The organism is Rhizobium sp. UFLA01-1127, assembly GCF_059803845.1.
In genome coordinates this window covers 20,089-46,435 of sequence record NZ_JAUQTZ010000034.1, presented here as the reverse complement: position 1 = coordinate 46,435, position 26,347 = coordinate 20,089, and the positions used below count along the sequence as shown (strand labels likewise).

Sequence of the window (26,347 nt, the reverse complement as noted above, 5' to 3'; positions counted from 1 at the left end):
ATGGTGGAGCAACATCCGGAAAAATGCGCGGCAATTCTCCGTTCGGATTTGCGTGGAGACGATGGGATGAACGCCGACTGCCAGCGCCCAAAAAGATGCCCCGCTCAGCCGAAGTAGCGAGCGAGGCGAGGCGGGCGCATCACCGGCAGGCAAGGGAGGAAACACCTGCGGCTTGAGGACGCGCCAGGAGAACATGTAGCGCATGCTTTAAAAGGCAAACGCCGACTGCGCCGAAGAGCGAACAAACCCGCCAACGCAGGCACTCTCAATCGATCTTTCCGAGAGCTCCGCCCGGTATTTTCGAATCAACCGATGCGTTTATCTCTATAATTGATAGGAAAAACCTATTTCAGATTCCCGTAAAGTTCAAAGAGCGTCGCGGCTCGACAATTCACAGATATAGTGTCTGTTTTCCCGTAGTTGGCGCATCCGAGGGGCAATTTCCCGGAGATGATGGTGCGGATCGACCTATTGCCGGCTGTTTTTCCGGTTTCGGTAGTCAAGCAGCCTTTGAATCCGGCTCGGGAAGTTGATTGCTTCGATGCGATCGAAGCGCGCCTGATCGGCATCGTGGCGTTCGGTTTCCCGCTCCGTGATCGCGTTCGCCTTCTCCTGAAGCGCGTCGCAATTGCCGGCGGACGGCAGAGACAGTATCTGCCGCTCCATTTGCCTGGCGTGCTGACGTGCGATCTCGACGTGACGGTTTTCGTGGCGGCGAATGTCTGCTTCCAGTGCGTCCCAGATCAGGGAAAGCTGCTTGTTCGCATGTCGCCGGTCACGCCAGCGCGGCAGGATGATTTCCGTATCGACCGTGACCTTGACGCCGGAAATGTAGCAGCGCCCGCTCGCTTCGCTATAGGTCGCATTGCCGCCGAAGCGGATTTTCGTCGCGCCGGGGTGGTGGCTGCTGGATCCCATGGCGAGCGGTCCCCGCTCGTTCAATGCGGTGTCGAGCTCGTCGGGGGTGTTGCCTTTGATGTCGAAATAGGAAATCGATTTGCGGGCGATGACCTCGGCATCGGCCACGCCGGGCATGCAGAACGCGAGCAGCAGGGCACACGAAAGACTGAACTTATGGGATGCAAGCGGCATTCGTGTCGCTACCATGTTGAACTTCCGTAAACCTTGCGGCATAGCCACTGTGAGCGCAATATCAAGCGCAAGGTTTTTTCAATTTCAATGGGATGGGATGGTTCGTGACCGAGCTTCGCAGCCAAACCTGGCATGTCGCGCATGGCCGCAGCCTCGACGTCGGCCGGCAGAGCGTTATCATGGCGATCGTCAACGTGACGCCGGATTCCTTTTCCGACGGCGGACACTATGAGGCCGTCGATGAGGCTGTTGCCCATGCGCTGGCTTGCGTCGAGGATGGCGCTGCCATCATCGATATCGGCGGGGAATCGACCAAGCCGGGTGCTGCCGCCGTCAATGCCAGCGAGGAGCAGGGACGGGTGCTGCCTGTCATCGAAGCCCTGCGCAGCAGGACCGACGCGCTGATCTCGGTCGATACTTATCGTGCCGATACCGCGCGGCTGGCGATCGGGGCCGGCGCGCATATCGTCAACGATGTCTTCGGCCTGCAGCGCGAGCCCGACATTGCCACGATCGCGGCGCAGACAGGCGCCGGGCTTTGCATCATGCATACGGGACGTGACCGGCAGAAGCTGCCCGACGTGATCGACGATCAGCTTCTCTTTCTCAATCGCTCGCTGGAGATTGCCGCTGCAGCCGGCGTCGATAGGCGGACCATCGCTCTCGATCCGGGTTTCGGCTTTGCCAAGGAGAACGCCGAGGAAAATCTGGAGCTGATGGCGCGTTTCAACGCATTGCTGCGCTTCGAGCTGCCGCTGCTGGTCGGCACCTCGCGCAAGCGGTTCGTCGGCACTATAACGGGTCGCGACGCGGCTGATCGCGATGTCGGCACCGCCGCAACCAGCGCGATTCTACGGTTGCAGGGGGCTGCGATATTCCGCGTACACAATGTCGCAATCAACAGGGACGCGCTGGCGGTTGCGGATGCTATTCTCAGGACGCGCGCGAGACTTAAAACATAATGCTCGACGCAAGGGAGCGGTTTTCGGACCCGATCGTGCCTGTTCGAAACGGAGAGACGCCATGAGCGCTGTGACATACACCATTACTCTGCAGAATTGCGCCTTCTTTGCCCGACACGGCGTGCACGATGAGGAGGAGTTCCTCGGCCAGCGCTTCTTCGTCGACGCCGAGCTCGATGTCGAAGCCGGTGACGCGCTGGAGCGCGATTCGATCGACGACACTGTCAATTACGGCATTGCATTCAGCGTCATCGAGGAAATCGTGACCGGCCGCCGGCGCTATCTGATCGAGGCTCTGGCGCTGGATGTAGCTAAAGAACTATGCCGTCGTTTTCCGAGTATCCGCCGGGCCAAAATCACGGTACGCAAGCCCAATGCTCCGGTTCCGGGCGTTCTCGATTATGTGCAGGTGAGCATTGAGCATTTTGCCTGAAGCTGTAGCAGTGCGGACGACGCTCGGTTTGGGCGGCAATCTGGACAATCCGGTCCATGCCATGGCGCTCGCCCTGCGCATGCTGAATGCGCGCGCCGATTGCCGGGTGATTTCGGTGTCGCGGCTTTACCGCACGCCGCCCTGGGGCAAGACGGACCAATCATTCTTCTACAATTCCTGCGCGGCCGTCAGTACGACGCTGGCGCCTGAAGCCCTGCTCGACGTATGCCTCGACATAGAGCGGCAGATGAAGCGGGTGCGGGCCGAGCGCTGGGGGCCGCGGACGATCGATATCGATGTGCTGACCTATGGAAATCTGAAACAGGCCGAACCGCTGCTCACCATTCCGCATCCGCGAATGGTCGAACGCGGTTTCGTGCTGATGCCGCTTGCCGATTTTGCTCCCGATCTCGTCGTAAACGGCCGAACGGTCGGCGACTGGTTGCGAGACGTCGATGTCGAAGGCATCGAGGTTGCGGATGAAAGCCGCGACTGGTGGCGCGCCGCCTAAATGAACAATATATCCGTTGTAAAGAGAAAGGCCGGCATGTTGCCGGCCTTTCTCTTTGTGAATTGGTGTCCAATGCCTATTGGATCGATCCGACGGCCATCTGATCGATGTCGGCGCGCTTCAGCGTGACGCCGATGACCGGGACCATCTGTTCGCCGACCTTCACCGAGATGGTAACATTCATCGACTTGCTGTCCGGAACGCGGGCGATCATGGCGCCGTTCAGCTTTTGGCGGTTCAATCCGAGAACGACGGTATTGTCGTTGACGGTGCCCGACGTGACGTCAAGGCCCTTGCCGGCTGCGCCATCCAGGAACTTTCCGCTGTAGGAACCGCCGCTCTGCGTAATTTCCGCCGACATCGGCTGCTGGAAGACACCGACGCGGCAGGTGCCGTCGAGCTTGACGCCGGCAGTGTTGCTGTCGGACGGCTTACCCGTGAGGTTACAGGTGAACTTCGTACCTTTGTATTTGCCCGCAACGATTTCGCCGGGGCCGCTCCAGGTGCCGGAGATCGACTGGAAGAAGGCCTTATCGCGGGGAGCCGCGTCGGCTGATTGCACCCAGACGCCGGTGGAGATGGCTGCGGCGGCAAGGCTGCTTACAAGAAGAAATCGACGCGAAAACATGGACATTCCCTAGCGAGGCGAAACCGTGAAACTGAGGCTCACTTTTGCCTCAGAATGGTTAATGCTTGGTTTCCAGAGCGCCAAAGTCCCTAATTTGCGGGTCATCACGCCGGATTGCGGCCGGTGACGTTCGGCGTGAGGTCGCCGGCGAAATCGGCAATGCCCGGGCGCTTGAGTGCCCTGAAGGGGAGCGGCCGGCAGAGATCCATCGCCGCTATTCCGATCCTCGCCGTCATCATGCCGTTGACGACGCCTTCGCCAAGACGGGCGGAGAGTTTCGATGCCAAGCCATGGCCGATCAGTTGCTGGACGATGCTGTCGCCGACGGCGATGGAGCCCGTGACGGCCAGATGGGCGATCACATCGCGCATCAGCCTGAGCATGCCGAGCGTCCCCGGCCTGCCTCCATAGAGTTCCGCCATGGCGCGGACCAGCTTTGCCGCTTCGTAAAGAACGTAGAGAATATCGACGAGCGCACGGGGGCTGACGGCAGTTACCACCGATACGCGTTTCGAGGTGCCGAGAATCAGCCCCCGGGCGCGGCGGTCCAGCGGGCCGAGCAGCTCGCGCTCGGCAAGATCGATCAGCTGCGGCGCATCGATGATGTCGTCTTCGGCTGCCTTCAGGGTCGCGCGGCCCCTTGCCGTGTCCGGATTGGCTTCCAGAATGGCGCAGAGACGCTTGACCAAAGCTTTGGCACGGGCAGGCCGGGTCTCGACGATGGCGGCCTCCGCCTCGGCCTTGATGGTCTGAACGGCGGCGAGCCGCATCATGCCGGCCGCCTCGCGGATGACGATGGCAAGAACGGCCAGAATGCCGACGCTAACGGCCGCAAGGGCGGTATAGCCGAGCCAATCTGCCCGGCTGAACAGGTCACGGATGAGCTGATCGGTCCAGAGGCCGAAGGCAAGCGACACCAGAATGCCGAGCGCACCCAGCGCCACCTTGCCGAAGGAAAATCCCTTGCGACGGGGCTTGGCGACGGCATTCGCATCCGAATCAGCGCCGAGGGCCGGATTGATGAATGGATCTTCCGCATCGGGCGTGAGCACGACGTCGGTATCGAAGCTTTGCGGCTTGCGCACCGCTGGCGGAGTGGCCCTGTTGTCCGGCCCTGTTCCCGATACCTCCGGTTCCAATGCAAAGGCGGCTGGGCGACGGTTGCCGTTCGGCTCGTTTTCGGTCGATTTCGTCATGCGAGACGGTCTCCGAACAGGAACTGCATGGCGCGGTCGAGGCGGATATGCGGCACCGAAAGCTTGATGCCCTCACCGGTTTTTTCCAGCTCGGGCGGGCGGAACCGCACGACATTCACCTCGGGCAGATGGACCTTTGCCTTATCCGCTTCAAGGACTTCGAACAGCCAGCGCGGATTTTCAGGGAGATCGCCGGGGAATACCGCCGTCTTGCGATTGCCGTCGAAGGTCTCGCCGGCAATGGTTTCCCTGTCCATCGGCGTGCCGACGATGACGGGAAGCGTTTGCCCATCGCGGGTTACGGTCGCTTCGCGGGTTGCGCGCACGGAGGCGATCGCCATGACCTCTATGCCGGCGCCGGCCATGCCGATGCGCTCTATGGCGCGATCGACGAGGCGGCGAGTCAATACCTCCAGCCGGTCATGGCTTTCATGATGAAGGTGGTCGGCCTTGGTCGCGGCGACCAGCACGCGATCGATGCGGCGGCCAAGCAGAGACGACAGGAGCGAGTTCGTGCCGGGACGGAAGCATGCTAGCACGTCCGTCAGCGCCCGTTCGAGATCCTGCACCGCTTCAGGGCCGCGATTGATGGCCTGCAGTGCGTCGACAAGAACGATCTGCCGGTCGAGACGGGCAAAATGCTCGCGAAAGAAAGGTTTGACGACGACCGCCTTGTAGGCCTCGTAGCGGCGCTCCATCATCGCCCACAGCGACCCTTTCGGCGCGCTGCCTCCGGCAGGCAGCTTCAGCGGCGCGAAGGTGAGGGCAGGCGAACCATCGAGGTCGCCTGGCAGCAAGAAACGGCCGGGCGGCAGCGTCGAGAGCGAGCGTTCGTCGGATTTGCAGGCTTTCAGGTAGTCAGCGAAGGCCGTGGCGAGGTCGCGAGCCTTCATTTCATCCGCGGTTTCGGTGACATCGGCCGCGTCTGTTGCCGCCAGCCAGCGACGCGACAGCTCGGCGCGAATACCGGTATTGGCCAGCGCCAGTGTTTCGTCGCTGAAGGTGCGGAAATCCTTGGCGAGCAACGGCAGGTCCAGCAGCCATTCGCCGGGGTAATCGACGATATCGATCGAGAGACGTCCGGGCGAAAACAGGCGGTTCCAGCCGCTGGCGCTTTGGTAGTCCAGCGTTATGCGCAGCTCGGAGATCGCCCGCGTCGAATCCGGCCAGATGCGGTCTTTGACGAGTGCGTGGATATGATCCTCATATTGAAAGCGCGGCACCGCATCATCCGGCTGGGGTTCGAGGCGAACGGCGGAGACGCGGCCGGACTGCACCGGCTCGAACAGCGGCAGGCGCCCACCGTTCAGGAGATTGTGCACCAGAGACGAAATGAAGACGGTCTTGCCCGAACGGGAGAGGCCTGTTACGCCCAGACGAATTGTCGGATTGACGAGGCCGGCTGCGCGATCGGCAAGATTGTCAAGGGCAATGAGGGCGTCGTCGGTAAAAGAGGTCAGGCTTGGGGGCAAGGCGGGATCCCTGGATGACAGCGTGACCGTGAATATAGGGACGGAAACTTGCGCCGAAAAGATGAGCGGATATGTGCCTGCAATCAGCAGCGCCGACGCTTGCGGCCAGCCCGGAAAAGTCTCTATTCGGTGACAAAGTCGGCCAGCATCCAGCCCGACGGCGTCGAATCGACAACGGCAAGGCCGGCCGTCGGAAAGCCGCGCGGAAGCGCGCCAGCCAGAGCCTCGCGCCCGATCAAGGCCGCAAGCGTCAGTTCGATGACCGGGTTGTGCGCGACCAGCATGACCGAGTCCTGATTGGTCTGCGCAGCGATGAGCGACAGGTAGACATCCGGTGAGCCGTTATAGAGATCGTCGACAAAGCGGAATTCCGTCGACGGCGTGACGACGCGACGCATGGCCTCCGCGGTCTGGCGGCAACGCAGGGCGGTGGAAGAAATGACGAGGTCCGGTTTATAGCCTTTGTCGGCTGCCTCGTCGGCAACAATCTCGGCTGCCGCGTAGCCAGTGTCGCTCAAGGGACGGTCGAAATCCTTTTGGCCGTGTGCAGCCTGCCGGGCCTCGGCGTGACGCAGAAGATAGATCCTGGAGGGAGGCGGCGAAATTCTGATCATGGCGAAATTCCGAAGCTCGATTTCTCTAATGAGGTAGCGTCTGTTCGTGCGCGCCGTCAACTGCGACGCGATCCTTCAGAGAGCGAAATGCCCCGCCTTCACGGGAAGGTTACGAGTGCGGCGAATCCGGTCGCTCGAAAGAAGTGGTGAAAAAATATACACTTAGCTGAATTTTATGACAAATTTAAAAATCGGTTGACAGCATCTATTTGGCTTGAACCGGCACTATTGGTTGGGATATACAGCCCAGCCATATGAGATGTTCTTCAGGAGAATCGCGTTGAGTGAGAAGATCGATCTTAGCAATTATGTTCCCTCGGAAGACGAGGAGTTCATGAATCTGAATCAGCGGGCTTATTTTCGAGCGAAGCTGATTGCCTGGAAAAACGATATCCTTAGAGAAGCGCGCGAGACTCTGGATCATCTGGCAGAAGAAAGCGCAAACCATCCTGATCTGGCCGATCGGGCTTCCTCGGAAACAGACAGAGCCATCGAACTTCGGGCTCGTGATCGCCAGCGCAAGCTTATCTCCAAGATCGATGCGGCATTGCAGCGGATCGAAGATGGGACTTACGGTTATTGTGAAGAAACCGGCGAGCCGATCGGCCTGAAGCGTCTCGATGCTCGTCCGATCGCCACCCTGTCGATCGAAGCGCAGGAACGCCACGAGCGCCGCGAAAAGGTTTATCGCGACGAGTAGTGAAACAACCGGTTTCGGCCGGGTTTGAAGCGCAAAAGGCACGACGGATATCTCGGTCGTGCCTTTTTATTTTCAGGCTTTTAGCGCGAATTCTGGGGGATTATTTGTCGCGGCTGACGCTCATTTCGCCGAAGATACGCGCTACTTCCTTCTGAAGAGCGCTGTCGGCGCCGGTCAGCGGCGCGAGTTCCGGTTCGACCCGCTGTGCGGGATTCGATGTTTGTGCCGGTGCGGGCATGGGTTGCTGCTGGGCCTGCCGGAGCGGCGGCGCATTTGGAATGATCCGCTCGGCGGTCAGGTTCTTTGACATTTCAGCTTCCAGCACACGCTGGAAATCGTTGCCAGGCTCGGCGGGGCGAGGAGCTGCGAGGACGGGCTCGACGGGCGCCGGGCGCGCGGATGCAGATTGTTGTTGGGGCAGCACAACTTGGCGGGCCGCGTCCAATATGTCGGCGGCTTCGGCCCGGCTGATGGCCGGAGCGGGTTGAAGGACATGCTGCGGCGGTTTTACGGGAGCGGGCTGCGGACGTTCCGCTGTGGCCGGCACCGGCGCGGACTGCGGAGCTGATACAGCCGTCGGTTCGGAACGCAGATAGGCTTCGATCTTGTCCTCAGTGGATTGCTGGCGCTGCGGAAGTGCTGCCGGAGGAGCATCGAGCTCGGCCGGTTTCTGCTGCGGCTGCTGCAGCTTCTCATATGCCAAAGGGATTTCGGCCGGCCCCGGCGCGGAGCCTGCGCGCGTGGGATTGGAAATGCCCGACTCGATGACGATGTCCGTGGGGCCGCCGATCATGATCAGATGCTCGATGCCATCGCGCCGCACGAGCACGAGGCGGCGGCGAGCGTCGACGGCGGCTGCATCCAGCACCTGCAGGCGGGGCTGGCGGTTCTTGCCGCCGCGCACGAAGGGCGAGGGTGCGCGGTTGCGTACGACCCACAGAATGCCGATCAATACGAGGAGGGCAATTCCGACCCCGCCGGCTGCAAGAAAGAAACGGCTGCCATAGGCTCCGGCGATGTCGTCCCACATGTCGAGATACTCCGTAATTGTCCCCGATGTCGCGCTTCAAACGCAACTGCGGCGGGTAGATACTTTGACCTTGGCCCTTCTATACGGCGATCATATGAACAGGATCGCGCCAGAGACAAGATGCGATTGCGGCCCGTTGTGCTCTATTGCCTGTGAATTCAAGCCTTTCTGAACCGGCAAAGCTTTTTGCCGATGACGCAAATTGATAAAGAAGATTCGAAAGGTCCGACTCCGGCGATCCCTAACGTGTATGACATATCGCAAGGAGAACGGCTGATACGAGGGGTTTATGACGAAACAGCGTCCGTCCGACGAGTATAGCGTGCCGCTGGTGGATCGCGGAGTTCGTTCGGGAACTGTGCTGCGCATCATTCTGCTTGCGCTCGTTCTCGTGGCTGCCGCCGCAGCCTTCGTCGTCTTCAAGAACCAGCTCGACAATGAAGCCGTCCTCGGTGGCCTCGGCATTCTTGCCATGGTCGGCATCTTCTTCCTCGTTTCCTCGATCATCGGTTTCGTCGAGGTCATGCCGCAGCCGCAGTCCGACAGCCTGGCGCGCTCGTTTCTCAACAGTCACCCGGATGGGACGCTGATTACCGACGAGAAGGGGCGCATTGTCTACGCCAATGCCGCCTATGGCCGTCTGACCGGCGCCACCAAGGCGACGGAAGTGCAGTCGCTGGAGATGCTCCTGTCGCGCAACCGCGAGTCCAACGAGGCTCTCTACCGTCTCGCCAACGGTCTGCGCGACGGCAAGGAGGGATCGGAAGAGTTCCGCCTGCTGAAGCCGCTCGGTCCCACGGATGGAAGCGGTAACGGGGCACATTGGTATCGGCTGAAAGCGCGCGTGCTGCCGCCTGAGCAGAGCGGCAAGGCGCTGCATATCTGGCAGGTCACCGACATCACCTCCGAACGCGATGACCAGGAACGATTCTTCAAGGAATTACAGAACGCGATCGACTATCTCGATCATGCGCCGGCCGGTTTTTTCTCCGCCGGCCGCAAGGGCGAGATCTTCTATCTCAATGCAACGCTCGCCGAATGGCTGGGCTTCGATCTGACGAAGTTCGTGCCTGGCTCGATGACGATAGGCGATCTGGTGGCCGGCGAGGGGCTGGCGCTCATTCAGTCGGTCCAGGCCGAGCCGGGATTGAAGAAGACGGTGACGCTCGATCTCGATCTGCGCCGTTCCAACGGTCAAAGTCTGCCGGTGCAGATCGTTCACAGCGTCACGTCGATGCGCGACGGCGCTCCGGGCGAGAGCCGTACCATCGTATTGACCCGGCAGAACGGCGGGGAGACCGAGCAATCGGCTTCCGCCGCGGCGATGCGCTTCAGCCGATTCTTCAACAATACACCCATGGCGATCGCGTCCGTCGATGGCAATGGCCGTATTCTGCGGACGAATGCGCCGTTCCTGAAACTCTTCTCCGAGCTGGTATCGCGCGACGATATCGAGCGTGGCGCTGCCCTCGAAACCGTGGTCAATGAAAGCGATCGGCCGCAGCTGCAGCAGGCGCTGGCGGCGGCCAAGGACCGGCAGGGCGATATTCCGCCGATCGATTCCCGCAATCCGAAAGACGAGACACGGCATTTCCGTTTCTATATCAACGCCGTCATCGATCAGACCGACGAGGCGCCGGAGGAAGCTGCCATCGTCTATGCTGTCGAAGTAACGGAGCAGAAGGCGCTCGAAACGCAGATGGCGCAGACACAGAAGCTCAATGCCGTGGGCACGCTTGCTGGCGGCATTGCGCATGACTTCAACAATGTTCTGACCGCGATCCTTCTGTCTTCCGACCATCTGCTGCTGCAGGCGCGGCCTTCCGATGCCAGCTTTGCGGATCTGATGGAAATCAAGCGCAACGCCAATCGCGCGGCGGTGCTGGTGCGGCAGCTGCTTGCCTTCTCGCGCAAGCAGACCATGCGGCCGACGATCCTCAACCTGACCGATGTGATCGGTGATCTGCGCATGCTGGTGGACAGACTGCTGTCGGGCACGCACGTCAAGCTGGATGTCGACTACGGACGTGATCTCTGGCCGGTGAAGACGGATCTTTCGCAGTTCGAGCAGGTGCTGATCAATCTCTGCGTCAATGCGCGCGACGCCATGCCGGGCGGCGGCATGCTGACGCTGCGTACCCGCAATCTGCTCGCGGCCGATGTCAGCGCCTTCAACTATCCCTTTTTGCCGCATGAGGACATGGTTCTCGTCGAAGTCAGCGATACCGGTACGGGTATCGCGCCCGAGATCATGGATAAGATCTTCGAGCCATTCTTTACGACGAAAGAAGTGGGCAAGGGCACCGGCCTCGGCCTCGCGATGGTCTACGGCATCATCAAGCAGTCCGGCGGTTACATTCAGCCGGAATCGGAAGTAGGCAAGGGAACGACCTTCCGCATCTTCCTGCCGCGGCACATTGTCGAAATGCCTTCCGTAACCGAAGCCAGAGCGCCGGAAAGCCGTGATGTCGCAGCCATGGATCAAAGCGTTGCGGCCTTTGCGCCAGCGGAAGAGCCGGCGGACCTGACAGGCAAGTCCGCCGTCGTTCTGCTGGTCGAGGATGAAGAGGCGGTGCGTCGCGGCGGCAAGCGGATGCTCGAGACGCGCGGCTATACCGTCTACGAGGCGGGCTCCGGCGTCGAGGCGCTCGACATCATGGACGAGCTCGACGGGCAGGTCGATATCGTCGTTTCCGACGTCGTCATGCCCGAAATGGATGGTCCGTCACTGCTGCGTGAGCTGCGCAAGAAATATCCGGATCTGAAGTTCATCTTCGTCTCCGGCTATGCCGAGGATGCGTTTGCCCGTAATCTGCCGGCGGACGCGCAATTCGGTTTCCTGCCCAAGCCGTTTTCGCTGAAGCAGCTTGCCGTCGTCGTGCGGGAGACGCTGGACAAGAAGTAGCCGTATATCGCTCAACCGTGTGCAAGCGGTTTTGCTTCTCCTTACGGCGCAAAGATGCTATCAGCCTGCATATGATCGACCTTGCCAAGCCCATTTGCCGTTTCTGGTGGCGCTCCTTGTAGGAGCGGCAGTCGTCATATCTTGAGATCGACCCTGCCGCCGCGATCCGGCGGGCATTGGTCTATTTCTGTTTTCCTTCCCGATTGCGGCGGCTCCTTTTGCGGAGCAACGAAATGTTTTCCCCTATCGACACCCGTCCCGTCATTCTGACCGGCGACCGAACCACCGGTCCACTCCATCTCGGCCACTATGTCGGGTCGCTGAAGAGCCGCGTTGCGCTTCAGCACAGCCATCGGCAATTCCTGCTGCTGGCGGATATGCAGGCGCTGACCGACAATTCCGGCGATCCCGAAAAGGTCCGCCGCAATGTTCTGGAAGTCGCGATCGACTATCTCGCCGTCGGCATCGATCCGACGCTGACGACGATCTGCGTTCAATCTGCCTTGCCCGCACTGGCGGAACTGACGATGCTCTACCTCAATTTCGTCACGGTCAGCCGCCTGGAGCGCAATCCGACGATCAAGACGGAGATCCAGCTGCGCGGTTTCGAACGCGACGTACCTGCCGGCTTTCTCTGCTATCCGGTTTCTCAAGCGGCCGATATCACCGCCTTCAAGGCATCGGTTGTTCCCGTCGGCGAGGATCAGGCGCCGTTGATCGAGCAGGCCAATGAGATCGTTCGCCGCATCAACCGGCAGATCGGCCGCGATATCCTTGTCGAGGCTGCGGCCATGGTGCCGACCGTTGGACGTCTGCCCGGTATCGACGGCAAGGCCAAAATGAGCAAATCGCAGGGCAACGCCATTCCACTTTCGGCATCATCAGACGAAATCCGAGATGTGATACGGCGCATGTATACCGATCCGGATCACCTGCGCGTCAGCGACCCCGGAAAGGTGGAAGGAAACGTCGTCTTCACCTATCTCGATGCCTTCTGTGGCGATCGGCAATTGGTCGATGGCCTCAAGGCGCATTATCGTCGCGGCGGGCTCGGCGACGTCACCTTGAAGAGATGCTTGGAAGACATTTTGCAAGCGCTGCTCGCGCCGATCCGCGAGCGCCGCGCGCGCTACGCTGCCGAACCGGATTATGTGATGGGGATCCTGCGCGAGGGTACGTGGAGAGCGAGAGAGCGGACGGAGGCAACGCTTGGCGAATTACGTGCCGCCCTGGGCCTATTTACTCTGGCCTGAGCTATCCCGGAAGGTGCGCAACCTTTCCTCTCGGAACCACGAAAGAAAACGGCCTGCCGTTTCGGTGAAACGACAGGCCGCACTATGGACCAGAGCTCCGATTATTCAGCCAAAGCGACGGCGATTTCTGCGGCCAGGCGCGCATTGTTTTCGACAAGCGCGATGTTCGTCTTGAGGCTGCGGCCTTCGGTAATGTCGAAGATCGTGCTCAGCAGATAAGGCGTAACCGCCTTGCCGGTGATCTCGTCGCGCTCGGCGCTGTCGAGGGCGCGCTCGATATAGATTTCCATTTCTTCGCGCGGGATTTCGTCGGCTTCCGGAACCGGATTGGCGATCAGCATGCCGCCATCGATGCCAAGCTGCTCGCGCGTGGACTGGAAGTTTGCGATTGCCGCGGGGCTGTTCAGCGTCAGCGGGCTCGCCAGGCCGGAGGAACGCGACCAAAAGGCCGGGAACTCAGTACTGTCGTAGGTCACGACCGGAACGCCGCGGGTTTCCAGCACTTCCAGCGTCTTCGGAATATCGAGAATCGCCTTCGCGCCGGCGCAGACGACGATGACGCCGGTACGGGACAGTTCTTCCAGATCGGCCGAAATATCGAAGCTTTCTTCCGCACCGCGATGCACGCCGCCGATGCCGCCGGTGGCAAATACCTTGATGCCGGCGCGGGCTGCGGCAATCATCGTGGCCGCAACCGTAGTCGCGCCAGTGCGGCGTTCGGCGATCGCAAAGGCGATATCGGCGCGCGAGACCTTCATCGCACCTTCCGTCTTGGCCAATGCCTCCAGCTCTTCCGGCTCAAGGCCGATGTGCAAGGTGCCGTGGATGACGGCGATGGTCGCCGGAACAGCGCCTTCCTGCCGGATGATCGCCTCGACGCTGCGGGCCATCTCGATATTGCCCGGATAGGGCATGCCGTGGGTGATGATGGTCGATTCCAAGGCGACGATCGGCGCACCGCGCAGCTTAGCGGCGGCGACTTCCTTTGAATAGGAAATCGGAAGCAGGGGCGAGATAGGCTGGGTCATTGTCGTTTCCAATTCACTGAAACAGTATACGCGTTTTGAGCAGGCTTCATGACAGAGTTTCGGCCTTGGGAACAAGGGCCAACATCACCTTCAAAAGCTCCGGAGAGAGATTTTCTGCCGTTGCATAGGGGGACTGGACGGTGATTGCCGCCGCTGCCGCTCCATGACGGACAGCTTCTGCGAGATCATAGCCGGCCATCAGCGCCGAAAGAACGCCGGAAGCAAGCGAATCTCCCGCACCGGTGACATCCGCCACCTCTTCGATGACAGGCGGCTGCAGGCTGATGACGGTATCGCGAGAAAAGGCAATCAGCGGGCGCTTGCCGTGGGTGATGACGCCGTTGCGCAGGCCGAGCGCGCGCAAAGCGCTCACCCATTCGCGCGGATCCTCCGGACGGATTTCGGTCAGCGCCGCGGCTTCGGCCTCGTTGAGAAACAGGTGGTCGATGCCGGCAAGGCTTGGCTTCAACCGCACCACCTTTGCCGGCGAAATGGCGATGGCGGCAACAGGCTTACCACAAACGACGGCTCTTGCCGCGATGGCCGCCAGGGTCTCGGCGGGCAGATTGGCGTCGCAAAGAATGAGGTCCGTCTCGTCAAACGCGTCGCGAACGGCGCGAATCGCCAGCCGTCGCGGCACGAACAGCTTGTAGAGCTCCATGTCGGCGAGCGCGATGACGAGATTGCCGTCATTCTCAAGGATCGCGGTATAGCTCGGCGTTTTGCGATCGAGGAAGACGAAGGGCTTGTCGTCGATGCCGGCGTGGCTGGCGGCCTCCGCGACCATCTCACCCGAAGGATCGCCGCCGCGCGGCGAGATCAGCTTTACGTCGAAACCGAGGCGGGCGAGATTGCGCGCCGCGTTGAAGCCGCCGCCGCCGGGCTCTTCGAACCATGCGCCGGGGTTGCTGGCGCCGGGCGCCGTGTCGCCGAAGATACGGCCGCGCCGGTCGATATGGGCTCCGCCGAGAACGAGAATCTTTTTCGCCATAGGGTTATCCTCAGCAGCCGAAAAGGCGAATCGAGCGAGCCGCAAACATGTCGCAATTCACCGCTTCGGGCATGTAAGTGCCTGGGAAGAAAGAGGAAAACAAAAATAGAACGAAATTCATTTTACCTTTTTCTTTCAATTGCTTGTTGTGCTCTTGCGATAAGAGAACAAATAGAGTACAGAATTCTCATCGGCGGCGACATTGCTAGAGCGGCTTCAATAACCTAAAGGTGGATCGGATGTCTCAGAATTCTTTGCGGCTTGTAGAGGACAAATCGGTGGATAAAAGCAAGGCACTTGAAGCGGCACTCTCTCAAATTGAGCGGTCGTTCGGCAAGGGCTCGATCATGAAACTCGGCTCGAACGAGAATGTGGTCGAAATCGAAACGGTTTCCACTGGCTCTCTGAGCCTCGATATCGCTCTCGGCATTGGCGGCTTGCCGAAGGGGCGTATCATCGAAATCTACGGGCCGGAAAGTTCGGGTAAGACGACGCTGGCGCTGCAGACCATTGCAGAGGCCCAGAAGAAGGGCGGTATCTGCGCCTTCGTGGATGCGGAACATGCGCTTGATCCGGTTTATGCCCGCAAGCTCGGTGTCGACCTGCAGAACCTCCTGATCTCGCAGCCCGATACCGGCGAACAGGCGCTCGAAATCACCGATACGCTGGTGCGCTCCGGCGCGATCGACGTTCTCGTCGTCGACTCCGTCGCGGCATTGACGCCGCGTGCCGAAATCGAAGGTGAAATGGGCGACAGCCTGCCGGGTCTTCAGGCTCGCCTAATGAGCCAGGCACTGCGCAAGCTCACAGCTTCGATCTCGAAGTCGAATTGCATGGTGATCTTCATCAACCAGATCCGTATGAAGATCGGCGTCATGTTCGGCTCACCGGAAACGACGACCGGCGGTAACGCGCTGAAGTTCTATGCCTCAGTGCGTCTCGATATCCGCCGCATCGGCGCCGTCAAGGAGCGCGAAGAGGTGATCGGCAACCAGACCCGCGTCAAGGTCGTCAAGAACAAGATGGCACCTCCCTTCAAGCAGGTCGAGTTCGACATCATGTATGGCGAAGGTGTTTCCAAGACCGGCGAGTTGGTCGATCTTGGCGTCAAGGCAGGCATCGTCGAGAAGTCGGGCGCATGGTTCTCCTATAACAGCCAGCGCCTCGGCCAGGGCCGCGAGAACGCGAAGATCTTCTTGCGCGACAATCCGGATCTCGCCCGCGAGATCGAGCTGTCGCTGCGCCAGAATGCCGGCCTGATTGCCGACCGCTTCCTGCAGAATGGCGGTCCCGATTCCGGCGACGAGGGCGACGCCGGCGGCGAATAAGGAATTTCGGGAGCAATTCCCGGCATAAGACAAGACTAAATGCTGCAGCCGGCCGCATCATCCAAGGGATGTGCGGCCGGTTTTGTTCGTGCGGCTGGACAGCGCTCGGAGCGAACGATAAAAGCCTCTGACTTTGACGCAAGTTGCTGAGCGCAGGACTGAAGGGCCTCATATGAGCGGTGTGAATGAAATCCGGTCGACTTTTCTCGACTATTTTAAGAAAAACGGCCACGAGATCGTGCCGTCGAGCCCGCTGGTGCCGCGCAACGATCCGACGTTGATGTTTACCAATGCCGGCATGGTGCAGTTCAAGAACGTATTTACCGGCCTGGAGCAGCGTTCCTATACGACAGCCTCGACGGCGCAGAAATGCGTTCGCGCCGGCGGCAAGCACAACGACCTCGACAATGTCGGCTATACTGCCCGCCATCACACTTTCTTCGAGATGCTCGGCAACTTCTCCTTTGGCGATTATTTCAAGGAGCGCGCCATCGAGCTTGCCTGGAACCTGATCACCAAGGAATTCGGCCTCGACGCCAAGCGTCTGCTGGTCACGGTGTATCATACCGACGACGACGCCTTTAACCTGTGGAAGAAGATCGCCGGTCTTTCCGACGACAAGATCATCCGCATCGCCACCAGCGACAATTTCTGGGCGATGGGCGATACCGGCCCTTGCGGCCCCTGTTCGGAAATCTTCTACGATCACGGCGACCATATTTGGGGCGGCCCTCCCGGTTCTCCAGAAGAAGACGGCGATCGCTTCATCGAGATATGGAATCTCGTCTTCATGCAGTTCGAGCAGATCACCAAGGAACAGCGCGTCGATCTGCCGCGTCCGTCGATCGACACGGGCATGGGTCTCGAGCGCGTTGCCGCTGTGCTGCAGGGTCAGCATGACAATTACGACATCGACCTGTTCCGCGCACTCATCGAAGCCTCGGAAGAGGCAACTGGCGTCAAGGCTGAAGGCGAGCATCGTGCCAGCCACCGCGTCATCGCCGACCATCTGCGCTCGTCCGCGTTCCTGATCGCCGATGGCGTGCTGCCCTCGAATGAGGGCCGCGGTTATGTGCTTCGCCGTATCATGCGCCGCGCCATGCGTCACGCACAGCTCCTCGGTGCCAAGGAGCCGTTGATGTGGAAGCTGCTGCCGGCGCTGATCCAGCAGATGGGCCGCGCCTATCCGGAGCTGGTGCGCGCCGAAGCGCTGACCTCCGAGACGCTGAAGCTCGAAGAAACCCGTTTCCGCAAGACGCTCGAACGCGGCCTGTCGCTGCTCAACGACGCCACTTCGGACTTGCACAAGGGCGACAGCCTGGACGGCGAAACCGCCTTCAAGCTCTACGACACCTACGGCTTCCCGCTCGATCTGACGCAGGACGCGCTGCGTGCTCGTGGCATCGGCGTCGATATTTCCAGCTTTACCGATGCCATGGAGCGTCAGAAAGCCGAGGCGCGCTCGCATTGGACCGGCTCCGGCGACAAGGCGACCGAGACCATTTGGTTTGAGCTCAAGGAAAAGAACGGCGCGACCGAATTCCTGGGTTATGACACGGAGGCCGCCGAGGGTGTGATCCAGGCGATCGTCAAGGACGGTGTCGCCGTCGACAGCGCCTCTGCCGGCGACAAGGTGCAGATCGTGGTCAACCAGACGCCTTTCTACGGCGAATCCGGTGGCCAAATGGGTGATACCGGCGTGATTTCGAGCGACCACGGCAAGCTTGTGGTTGGCGATACGCAGAAGAAGGGCGAGGGCCTCTTCGTTCACAGCTCCGAAGTTTCGGAAGGCAAGATCACGGTTGGCGACGCCGTCGTCCTGACCGTCGATCACAACAGGCGCTCGCGCCTGCGCGCCAATCACTCCGCGACCCATCTGCTGCACGAGGCACTTCGCGAAGTACTCGGCACCCACGTAGCGCAGAAAGGCTCGCTGGTCGCGCCGGAGCGCCTGCGTTTCGACGTTTCGCATCCGAAGCCCATGTCGGCTGAGGAGCTGAAGGTCGTCGAAGAGATGGCCAACGAGATCATCTTGCAGAACTCGCCGGTTACGACCCGCCTGATGAGCGTCGATGATGCCATCGCGGAGGGTGCGATGGCGCTGTTCGGCGAGAAGTATGGCGACGAAGTCCGCGTCGTGTCGATGGGGCAGGGTGTTCGCGGTGCAAAGTCCGGTAAGCCTTACTCGGTCGAGCTTTGCGGCGGCACGCATGTTTCCGCTACCGGCCAGATCGGCCTTGTCCGCATTCTCGGCGAAAGCGCCGTCGGTGCCGGCGTGCGCCGCATCGAAGCCGTGACAGGTGAATCCGCGCGTGATTATCTCGCCGAACAGGACGACCGCGTGAAGAGCCTTGCCTCGACGCTGAAGGTCCAGCCGGCCGATGTCGTCTCGCGCGTTGAAGCGCTCATGGATGAGCGCCGCAAGCTCGAGCGCGAATTGGCCGATGCCAAGCGCAAGCTTGCCATGGGCGGTGGCCAGGGCGGTTCTTCCGATGCGGTCCGTGAAGTTAACGGCGTCAAGTTCCTCGGCAAGCCCGTTTCCGGTGTCGACCCCAAGGATCTCAAGGGCATGGCGGATGAAGCCAAGGCAGGTCTCGGTTCTGGCATCGTTGCGCTGATCGGCGTTTCGGATGACGGCAAGGCTAGCGCTGTCGTCGCTGTCACTGAAGATCTGGTCGGCCGCTTCAGCGCCGTCGATCTCGTCCGCGTCGCGTCAGCTGCACTCGGCGGCAAGGGCGGCGGCGGCCGTCCCGACATGGCCCAGGCGGGTGGTCCGGATGGGGCCAAGGCCGACGAAGCGATCGAGGCGATTGCTGCGGCGCTTGCTGGCTAAGACACTGATTTCCGATTGATAATCAAGAATGGCGGATGCTTCGGTGTCTGCCATTTTCTTTTGTCCAGACAACTCCGCAGGATTTGTCAAATCGGGTTATGCTCTTGTCGGGCCGATCGATTTGTAAGGGAGTTGACATGAGTGGCGGAACGGCGTGGACGCTTTACGAGACCCGGTTGCGGCGGGTTTCGGCCTATATCCATGAGCATCTGGACGATGAACTCGACATGGAAAAGCTCGCCGAAATCGCCTGCATGTCCTGCTATCACTGGCACAGGATCTATCGGGCGATCTATGGCGAGACGGCGGCGGCGACCGTCAAGCGGCTTCGGCTGCATCGTGCCGCGGGCGATCTCGTCAACAGCCGTCTATCCGTCAGCGACATTGCAAAGCGGTCGGGCTATCCCAACCTCCAGTCGTTCAACCGCATCTTCAGGTCCGTCTACGGCATGCCGCCCGCGCGATATCGGAATGAGGGAAGCCACACGATCTTCGAACCCAGTAGCCAAGGAAGGATTACGGTCATGTTCGACGTTACGCTTCGCACCATCTCCCCGATGTCACTGATCGGTGTCGCCCATCGCGGCTCCTATATGCAGATCGGCCGGGCCTTTGAAACACTCTTCGGCACGATCTTTGCCCGCGGCCTTGCAGGTCCCAATATGCGCATGATCGGCATCTATCTCGACGATCCCGATGTCGTGGAAGCGGACAAGCTGCGCTCCTACGCTTGCGTCACCGCGGGCGAGACTGTGGCCGTCGATGCCCCATTGGAGCGTCGCGCGATCGAGGGCGGTGCATATGCAGTGCTGCGCCACAAGGGTCCCTATGCAAACATGCACAAGGCTTATCAGTGGCTTTATGCACAATGGCTGCCGGCTTCCGGCCGGCAGCTGCGCGATACGCTCATGTTCGAGGAGTATATCAACAATCCGCGCGACGTCCCGCCGACAGAATTGCTGACGGATATCTATATGCCCCTGAAATAGCGGCATAGGATCGCGATCGAGGATTTCCTCTCAATAGCTTGTATTTTCAGGCATTAGCCGGCTTCGGCAGGGCGGCATTGTCGATCTCGTTGCCGCGGCGATAGGCGTCGCGGTCGCTGACGCGGCTCCAGTAGTCGACGAAAGCCGGCCGCTTTTCGATGGTGCCGAAATTGAGACCCCAGCCGACATGGGAACCTACATAGACATCGGCGGCCGTAAATCGGTCGCCGGCGATGAACGGCGAAGCGGTAACGGCCTGCTCCAGGGTGTCGAAGACATGATTCAAGCTGCCGCAGCCCGCCATGCGCAGACGTTCAGCAGGGATTTCGAAGCCAAGTGCACGGTTGGTTACCGCCATCTCCATAGGTCCTGCGGCAAAGAACATCCAGCGGAAATAGCGGCCGCGCTCGGCCGCCGTCGGAGCAAGACCTGCCTGCGGAAAGGTTTCGGCCAGATAGGCGCAAATGGCCGCCCCTTCGGTGACGACGGTATTGCCGTGCTTGATGGCCGGTACCTTGCCCATGGGATTCACCGACAGGTATTCAGGCGATTTCATCGTCGTGCCGAAGTCGAGATATTCGGTGCGATAGGGCTGGCCGATCTCCTCCAGCATCCAGCGGGCAATGCGTCCACGCGACATCGGGTTGGTATAGAAAACGAGTTCTTCAGCCATCTGCCTCTCCCTTTTGTTGCGCGCATTGTTGCCACTGGTTAGCCCCGGCGGCAAGATTTCGGGCAAAAGAAAACCCGGCGCCGAGGCCGGGTTTTCGCATATCCAGATGGCGGCAAGGCTCAGGCAGCCATGGCCTTCTTGAGGTTCTCATCGATCTTGTCGAGGAAGGCGGTGGTCGAGAGCCAGGGCTGATCGGGGCCGATCAGCAGCGCCAGATCCTTGGTCATGTAGCCGGCTTCGACGGTATCGACGCAGACCTTTTCCAACGTGGAAGCGAACTTCGCGAGTTCGGCATTGTCGTCGAGCTTGGCGCGGTGCGCGAGGCCGCGGGTCCAGGCGAAGATCGAAGCGATCGAGTTCGTCGAGGTTTCCTGGCCCTTCTGGTGCTGGCGGTAGTGGCGGGTGACCGTGCCGTGCGCAGCTTCGGCTTCGACCGTCTTGCCGTCCGGTGTCAGGAGAACCGAGGTCATCAGGCCGAGCGAGCCGAAGCCCTGGGCAACCGTGTCGGACTGGACGTCGCCGTCGTAGTTCTTGCAGGCCCAGACGTAGCCGCCGGACCACTTGAGGGCGGAGGCGACCATGTCGTCGATCAGGCGGTGCTCATAGGTGATGCCGGCTTCGTCGAACTGAGCCTTGAACTCGTTCTGGTAGACTTCTTCGAAGATGTCCTTGAAGCGGCCGTCATAGGCCTTGAGGATTGTGTTCTTGGTCGACAGGTAGACCGGCCACTTGCGCATCAGGCCGTACATCATCGAAGCGCGGGCGAATTCGCGGATCGACTCGTCGAGGTTGTACATGGCCATGGCAACGCCTGCACCCGGAGCGTTGAAGACTTCCTTCTCGATGACCGTGCCATCTTCGCCGACGAACTTGATGGTCAGCTTGCCCTTGCCGGGGAACTTGAAGTCGGTGGCGCGGTACTGGTCGCCGAAAGCGTGACGGCCGACGACGATCGGCTGCGTCCAGCCCGGAACCAGGCGCGGGACGTTCTTGCAGATGATCGGCTCGCGGAAGATGACGCCGCCGAGGATGTTGCGGATCGTGCCGTTCGGGCTCTTCCACATTTCCTTGAGGTTGAATTCCTTCACGCGTGCTTCGTCCGGCGTGATCGTGGCGCACTTGATGCCGACGCCGTACTTCTTGATGGCGTTGGCGGCGTCGACGGTAACCTGGTCGTTGGTGGCGTCGCGGTTTTCGACAGAGAGGTCGTAATAGTCGATATCGATATCGAGGTAGGGGAAGATCAGTTTTTCTTTGATGAGCTGCCAGATGATGCGAGTCATTTCGTCGCCATCGAGATCGGCAACGGGGTTAGCGACCTTGATCTTCTTCATGCTTCTGCCTCGTTTAAGCTGATGGGACCGGATGGTCCTGTGAGTAATGGGAAGTCCCGAGGGCTATAGCACCGCAAGTACGGAACGCAAAGCCGATAGAACCGCTGGCGGCGCGTTTTTGATCATTCGTGACATCACCCGCTTTTTGCGATCGGGCCATTGCCAAAGCGGTCGATGGAGCTAATGTCGCGCATGCTTTGCCTGTTGCAACGGAATCATATCATGCAAAAATTTGCCGCATCCGCGCTTGTTTTCACGCTGTTCCAGTTTTCGCTCGGCGCGCATATGGCGCTGGCTGCCGATGCGACGACGCCGGTCAAGGTCATCATGGATGCGACCGTCTCGAACTGGGCGGGCGGCGACAGCGACTGGCAGGATATTTTCGGCGAGGACAAGCTGAAGGATGTCTACAGCAAGGATTTCGCCGCAAAATACCAGGCGGCAGCGCAATTTCCCGCTGCGGACGAAGATGGGATCTCGCCGTTCGACTACGATGTCATCGTCAATGCGCAGGATGCTTGTCCGCTGGAAGACGTGAAGATCGCCGCCCAGCCGCCGAAGAACAATGTCACGGAGGTATTGGCGACTTTCAAGAAGTCCACCTGCATGGGCTCCGATGCCGATTATCAGAAAACGACTACGGTTCGCTTCGAGGTGATCCAGGAGGGCGGACGGCCTGTGGTCGACGATATCGTCACGAACGACGACAACGGCAATCCAAGCTCGCTCAAAAGCGTGATGCTGGATCTTGTCAAACAGCAGCAGCAACAGCCGGTCGATCAGCAGCAGCAACCTTCGGACAAGGCGAAGCCGGCCAATCCGCAGTAGTCGGGCAGGATGCATCGCCGCGTCCGTGCGTAAAAACCTTGCCGATCGCCGCCTGTCTCGCTATTGCGGCTCCGGATTCAGGAAATAGAGCACGATGTCGTCCGAAAGCCGCTAACACTTTTCGGCATCATGCTCGAACTGGCGCGGCTGGGCACGCGCGGAGATTTAAACAGCATGGCAGGCACGAATAGCGAGCGTCAACTTCTGGCCGAAGGGCCGGCCATCATCCTGGTCGAGCCGCAGATGGGCGAGAATATCGGCATGGTGGCGCGTGCCATGGCGAATTTCGGGCTTTTCGAGCTGCGCCTGGTCAATCCGCGCGATGGCTGGCCGAACGAGAGGGCGCAAGCGACGGCCTCCAAGGCGGATCACATCATCGAGGCGACCAAGGTCTACGAGACGCTGGAGCAGGCGATCGCTGACCTCAATTTCATCTATGCGACCACTGCGAGAGAACGAGACGGTTACAAGCCGGTGCGTTCGCCTGTCGTTGCGGCCGAAACCCTTCGCACGAAGTTCAAAGCCGGCGAGGGCACAGGTATTCTCTTCGGGCGCGAGCGCTGGGGGCTCACGAACGAGGAGGTGGCGTTGGCCGATGAAATCGTGACTTTCCCCGTCAATCCGGCGTTTGCATCACTGAACATCGCGCAGGCCGTGCTCTTGATGTCCTATGAATGGATGAAATCGGGCATGGAGGATCTTGGCGCCGTGCCGTTCCAAGCGATCGAGCAGCGGCCCTCGACCAAGGAGCAGCTCTTCGGTCTCTTCGAACAGCTCGAGGAGGCGCTGGATGCGCGCAATTATTTCCATCCTGCCGGGAAAAAGCCGAAAATGGTCGACAATCTCCGGGCTGTCCTCTCGCGCCGGGCGTTTACGGAACAGGAAATCAGCGTCCTTCGTGGAGTGATCTCGTCTCTCGACCGCTTCTCACGCAAGTCCCCGCGTGGCAGCGGCTCGCATCCCCGATCCTCGAAAGCACCGAAGGAAGCCCCAAGCGATGACAGCAGCGGCGAATGAGCTGAAACCGGTCCTCGTCTTCGATTCTGGGATCGGCGGTTTGACCGTGCTGCGCGAGGCGCGTGTGCTGATGCCGGAGCGCGGTTTCATCTATATCGCCGACGATGCAGGCTTTCCCTATGGCAGTTGGGAAGAAGCAGCGCTGAAGGAGCGCATCGTCGGTCTTTTCGCAAAGCTGCTCGCTCAATATGATCCGGAAGTCTGCATCATCGCCTGCAACACGGCTTTCACGCTGGCAGGAGCCGACCTGCGCGCAGCTTTTCCGCAGATGACGTTCGTGGGTACCGTGCCGGCGATCAAGCCGGCTGCAGAGCGCACACGTTCCGGCCTCGTTTCGGTGCTGGCGACGCCGGGCACGGTCAAGCGCGCCTATACGCGCGATCTGATCCAGTCCTTCGCCACGCAATGCCATGTCCGGCTTGTCGGATCGCAGAACCTTGCTCGTCTCGCCGAGGCCTATATTCGCGGCGATGTCGTCGAGGACGAAGCTGTCATGACCGAGATCGGCCAGTGCTTTGTCGAGATGGACGGCCGCAAGACCGATATCGTCGTGCTTGCCTGCACGCATTATCCCTTCATGGCCAATATCTTCCGCCGGCTCGCGCCTTGGCCGGTCGACTGGCTCGATCCGGCCGAGGCGATCGCAAGGCGTGCCCGCAGCCTGGTGCCGCAGGTGGCCGATGCCGTCCATCCCGACAATCTCGACTTTGCGGTCTTTACCTCCGGTGCGCCGGATTTTCCCACCCGCCGGCTGATGCAGGGCTTTGGACTCAAGGCTTGATGATGAAAGACAAGGTTTTGCTGCGTAAACTCGATCTGACGGACATGCCGGCTGCTGCCGCCGTCCATCGGGCCTCTTTCAACGAGCGGCTGCCGATGCTTGCCGGACTTCATACGCCGGAAGAAGATGTCGGCTTCTGGAGCGCCGTCGTGTTCAAGGATTGTCAGATCTGGGGCGCGGAAGAGGGCGGCCGCCTCGTCGGTGTCATTGCCTTTCTCGAGGATTGGATCGACCAGCTCTACGTTCTGCCCGAGGCGCAGGGGCGTGGCATCGGCAGCCGTCTGCTCGACATCGCCAAGTCGGTCTATCCGGCGCTGTCGCTCTGGACATTCCAGAGAAACGAGCCGGCGCGCCGTTTTTACGAAAAGCACGGCTTCTTCGTGGTTGACGAGTCGGACGGGGCAGGCAATGAGGAAAAGGAGCCGGATGTGCTTTACAAATGGGAAGCGCGCTTGCACCGGCTGTAATTTACGATCGGATTGAGCGGCAGGATATTGGGAGGTCGATATTTGATGTCTTTTGGGAATGATAGCAGTGTTGTCGAGGCAAGCCATGCGTCTGCGTGAATGCCACAACTTCCATGATTTCCGCCTTCTTGCGAAAAAGCGCCTTCCCGGCCCCATTTTCAACTATATCGACGGCGCAGCCGACGACGAAGTGACGCTGCGGCGGAATACGTCGAGCTTCGAAAGTTGCGATCTCGTGCCCAACGTTCTGCGCGGGGTCAGCGAGATCGACATGTCTGTCACCGTCATGGGACAAAAGCTCGCGACGCCCTTCTATTGCTCGCCGACGGCGCTGCAGCGGCTGTTCCATCACCAGGGTGAGAATGCGGTTGCTGCTGCGGCATCTTCGCTCGGTACTATGTTCGGCGTCTCCTCGCTCGGCACCGTCAGCCTTGAGGAGATCCGTAAGAAGCATCAAGGGCCGCAGGTCTATCAGTTTTATTTCCATAAGGACCGCGGCTTGAACCGCGCGATGATGGAGCGGGCCAAGGAAGCCGGCGTCAACGTCATGATGCTGACGGTCGACAGCATTACCGGCGGCAATCGCGAGCGCGATCTCCGCACCGGATTTTCCATTCCGTTCAAGCTCAACCTGGCCGGTCTTACCCAATTCGCCATCAAGCCGGCCTGGGCGCTGAACTATGTCATGCACGAAAAATTCCGCCTGCCGCAGCTTGACGAGCATGTGGACATGAGCGGTGGCGCCATGTCGATCGGCAAATATTTCACCGAAATGCTTGATCCGTCGATGAACTGGAACGACGTCGCCGAAATGGTGAAGCACTGGAACGGGCAGTTTTGCCTGAAGGGCATCATGTCGGTCGAGGACGCCAAACGTGCCGTCGATATCGGATGCACCGGCATCGTGCTTTCGAACCATGGCGGCCGGCAGCTCGACGGCTCGCGCTCCGCATTCGATCAGCTGGCCGAAATCGTCGATGCCGTCGGCCACCGCATCGACGTGATGATGGACGGAGGCATCCAGCGCGGCACGCATGTGCTGAAGGCTCTTTCGCTCGGCGCCAAGGCCGTCGGTCTCGGCCGCTTCTATCTCTATCCGCTGGCCGCTGCCGGTCAGGCGGGCGTGGAGCGCGCGCTCCGGCATCTCCGCACCGAAGTCGAGCGCGATATGAAGCTGATGGGCTGCACCTCGGTCAGTCAGTTGTCGCGGGCAAACTTACGGTTTCGCTGACATCGCAATCGCCTGTGGGTTTTTTCAATCCGCGGGCGCGAAGCCCGGAAA

The 26,347-nt window shown here is 60.3% G+C and carries 24 protein-coding genes; 14 read left to right on the top strand and 10 right to left on the bottom strand.

All coding sequences use genetic code 11. From position 1 onward, the window contains the following. Positions 1–468 precede the first annotated feature (468 nt). Positions 469–1,092, bottom strand: a complete 624-nt coding sequence (locus tag Q4Q11_RS11305; protein WP_113337417.1) for a DUF922 domain-containing protein — start codon at positions 1,090–1,092, stop codon at positions 469–471. Positions 1,093–1,184: 92 nt separating this feature from the next. Between Q4Q11_RS11305 and folP the strand changes: the two genes are divergently transcribed. The 3 genes from folP (at position 1,185) to folK (ending at position 2,998) form a co-directional block, all read left to right on the top strand. Beyond that, positions 1,185–2,054, top strand: coding sequence for a dihydropteroate synthase (folP, locus tag Q4Q11_RS11300; RefSeq protein WP_498569528.1), 870 nt, complete (start codon positions 1,185–1,187; stop codon positions 2,052–2,054). A gap of 61 nt (positions 2,055–2,115) precedes the next feature. Beyond that, complete coding sequence (gene folB, locus Q4Q11_RS11295; protein ID WP_075850666.1) at positions 2,116–2,487, top strand: dihydroneopterin aldolase; 372 nt, start codon at positions 2,116–2,118, stop codon at positions 2,485–2,487. Then, a complete protein-coding gene (folK, locus tag Q4Q11_RS11290) occupies positions 2,480–2,998 on the top strand; it encodes a 2-amino-4-hydroxy-6-hydroxymethyldihydropteridine diphosphokinase (RefSeq protein WP_498569531.1) in 519 nt (172 codons plus the stop codon). Before folB ends, folK begins: the two co-directional genes overlap by 8 nt. A gap of 76 nt (positions 2,999–3,074) precedes the next feature. Here the strand turns inward: folK and Q4Q11_RS11285 are convergent, their stop codons facing one another. The 4 genes from Q4Q11_RS11285 to Q4Q11_RS11270 form a co-directional block, all read right to left on the bottom strand. Then, positions 3,075–3,626 carry a hypothetical protein gene (locus tag Q4Q11_RS11285; RefSeq protein ID WP_112510765.1) on the bottom strand — a complete coding sequence of 184 codons (552 nt, stop codon included), beginning with the start codon at positions 3,624–3,626 and terminating at the stop codon, positions 3,075–3,077. Positions 3,627–3,730: 104 nt separating this feature from the next. Continuing rightward, entirely contained in the window at positions 3,731–4,822 is a 1,092-nt protein-coding gene (locus Q4Q11_RS11280) for a YcjF family protein (RefSeq protein ID WP_498569527.1), read from the bottom strand. Next, positions 4,819–6,294, bottom strand: coding sequence for a YcjX family protein (locus tag Q4Q11_RS11275; protein WP_112510769.1), 1,476 nt, complete (start codon positions 6,292–6,294; stop codon positions 4,819–4,821). The genes Q4Q11_RS11280 and Q4Q11_RS11275 overlap by 4 nt, the downstream gene beginning before the upstream one ends. A gap of 122 nt (positions 6,295–6,416) precedes the next feature. Next, positions 6,417–6,908, bottom strand: a complete 492-nt coding sequence (locus tag Q4Q11_RS11270) for a SixA phosphatase family protein (protein ID WP_113214189.1) — start codon at positions 6,906–6,908, stop codon at positions 6,417–6,419. A 280-nt stretch (positions 6,909–7,188) separates the two neighbouring features. Here Q4Q11_RS11270 and dksA point away from each other — a divergent pair, with 280 nt between their 5' ends. Beyond that, on the top strand, positions 7,189–7,608 hold the full coding sequence (gene dksA, locus Q4Q11_RS11265) for an RNA polymerase-binding protein DksA (RefSeq protein ID WP_004109001.1): 420 nt from the start codon (positions 7,189–7,191) through the stop codon (positions 7,606–7,608). A 100-nt stretch (positions 7,609–7,708) separates the two neighbouring features. On the opposite strand, the gene Q4Q11_RS11260 is transcribed toward dksA, so the two are convergent. Continuing rightward, on the bottom strand, positions 7,709–8,638 hold the full coding sequence (locus Q4Q11_RS11260; RefSeq protein WP_498569526.1) for a flagellar biosynthetic protein FliO: 930 nt from the start codon (positions 8,636–8,638) through the stop codon (positions 7,709–7,711). A 289-nt stretch (positions 8,639–8,927) separates the two neighbouring features. Here Q4Q11_RS11260 and cckA point away from each other — a divergent pair, with 289 nt between their 5' ends. Then, positions 8,928–11,543: a cell cycle histidine kinase CckA gene (gene cckA / locus Q4Q11_RS11255; protein ID WP_113214191.1), complete on the top strand. Its 2,616-nt coding sequence runs from the start codon at positions 8,928–8,930 to the stop codon at positions 11,541–11,543. Positions 11,544–11,776: 233 nt separating this feature from the next. Further along, positions 11,777–12,796, top strand: a complete 1,020-nt coding sequence (gene trpS, locus Q4Q11_RS11250; RefSeq protein ID WP_113214192.1) for a tryptophan--tRNA ligase — start codon at positions 11,777–11,779, stop codon at positions 12,794–12,796. Between the two features lie 101 nt (positions 12,797–12,897). Here the strand turns inward: trpS and Q4Q11_RS11245 are convergent, their stop codons facing one another. Beyond that, positions 12,898–13,824 (bottom strand): pseudouridine-5'-phosphate glycosidase, encoded by a 927-nt coding sequence (locus Q4Q11_RS11245; RefSeq protein WP_112510779.1) that lies wholly within the window; start codon positions 13,822–13,824, stop codon positions 12,898–12,900. Between the two features lie 46 nt (positions 13,825–13,870). Next, on the bottom strand, positions 13,871–14,815 hold the full coding sequence (locus Q4Q11_RS11240; protein ID WP_498569525.1) for a carbohydrate kinase family protein: 945 nt from the start codon (positions 14,813–14,815) through the stop codon (positions 13,871–13,873). Positions 14,816–15,054: 239 nt separating this feature from the next. On the opposite strand from Q4Q11_RS11240, the gene recA reads away from it, so the two are divergent. The 3 genes from recA (at position 15,055) to Q4Q11_RS11225 (ending at position 19,965) form a co-directional block, all read left to right on the top strand. Continuing rightward, positions 15,055–16,143 carry a recombinase RecA gene (recA, locus tag Q4Q11_RS11235; RefSeq protein WP_112510782.1) on the top strand — a complete coding sequence of 363 codons (1,089 nt, stop codon included), beginning with the start codon at positions 15,055–15,057 and terminating at the stop codon, positions 16,141–16,143. Positions 16,144–16,315: 172 nt separating this feature from the next. Further along, complete coding sequence (gene alaS, locus Q4Q11_RS11230) at positions 16,316–18,976, top strand: alanine--tRNA ligase (RefSeq protein ID WP_498569524.1); 2,661 nt, start codon at positions 16,316–16,318, stop codon at positions 18,974–18,976. Positions 18,977–19,113: 137 nt separating this feature from the next. Further along, entirely contained in the window at positions 19,114–19,965 is an 852-nt protein-coding gene (locus tag Q4Q11_RS11225) for an AraC family transcriptional regulator (RefSeq protein ID WP_113337427.1), read from the top strand. Between the two features lie 46 nt (positions 19,966–20,011). Here the strand turns inward: Q4Q11_RS11225 and Q4Q11_RS11220 are convergent, their stop codons facing one another. Both Q4Q11_RS11220 and Q4Q11_RS11215 read right to left on the bottom strand, forming a co-directional pair. Next, a complete protein-coding gene (locus tag Q4Q11_RS11220; RefSeq protein ID WP_498569523.1) occupies positions 20,012–20,638 on the bottom strand; it encodes a glutathione S-transferase family protein in 627 nt (208 codons plus the stop codon). Positions 20,639–20,757: 119 nt separating this feature from the next. Next, the gene (locus tag Q4Q11_RS11215; RefSeq protein ID WP_004108975.1) at positions 20,758–21,972 is read right to left on the bottom strand and encodes an NADP-dependent isocitrate dehydrogenase; all 1,215 of its coding nucleotides are present in this window, start codon (positions 21,970–21,972) and stop codon (positions 20,758–20,760) included. A 222-nt stretch (positions 21,973–22,194) separates the two neighbouring features. Between Q4Q11_RS11215 and Q4Q11_RS11210 the strand changes: the two genes are divergently transcribed. From Q4Q11_RS11210 to Q4Q11_RS11190, 5 genes are all read left to right on the top strand, one after another. Beyond that, positions 22,195–22,800, top strand: a complete 606-nt coding sequence (locus tag Q4Q11_RS11210) for a hypothetical protein (RefSeq protein ID WP_112510909.1) — start codon at positions 22,195–22,197, stop codon at positions 22,798–22,800. 174 nt (positions 22,801–22,974) lie between these two features. Beyond that, positions 22,975–23,817 carry an RNA methyltransferase gene (locus Q4Q11_RS11205; protein WP_112510911.1) on the top strand — a complete coding sequence of 281 codons (843 nt, stop codon included), beginning with the start codon at positions 22,975–22,977 and terminating at the stop codon, positions 23,815–23,817. Continuing rightward, entirely contained in the window at positions 23,798–24,598 is an 801-nt protein-coding gene (gene murI, locus Q4Q11_RS11200; RefSeq protein WP_112510790.1) for a glutamate racemase, read from the top strand. Before Q4Q11_RS11205 ends, murI begins: the two co-directional genes overlap by 20 nt. Positions 24,599–24,600: 2 nt before the next feature. After that, positions 24,601–25,065: a GNAT family N-acetyltransferase gene (locus tag Q4Q11_RS11195; RefSeq protein ID WP_112510913.1), complete on the top strand. Its 465-nt coding sequence runs from the start codon at positions 24,601–24,603 to the stop codon at positions 25,063–25,065. 85 nt (positions 25,066–25,150) lie between these two features. After that, positions 25,151–26,296, top strand: a complete 1,146-nt coding sequence (locus tag Q4Q11_RS11190; protein ID WP_498569522.1) for an alpha-hydroxy acid oxidase — start codon at positions 25,151–25,153, stop codon at positions 26,294–26,296. The last annotated feature ends 51 nt before the right edge of the window (positions 26,297–26,347 follow it).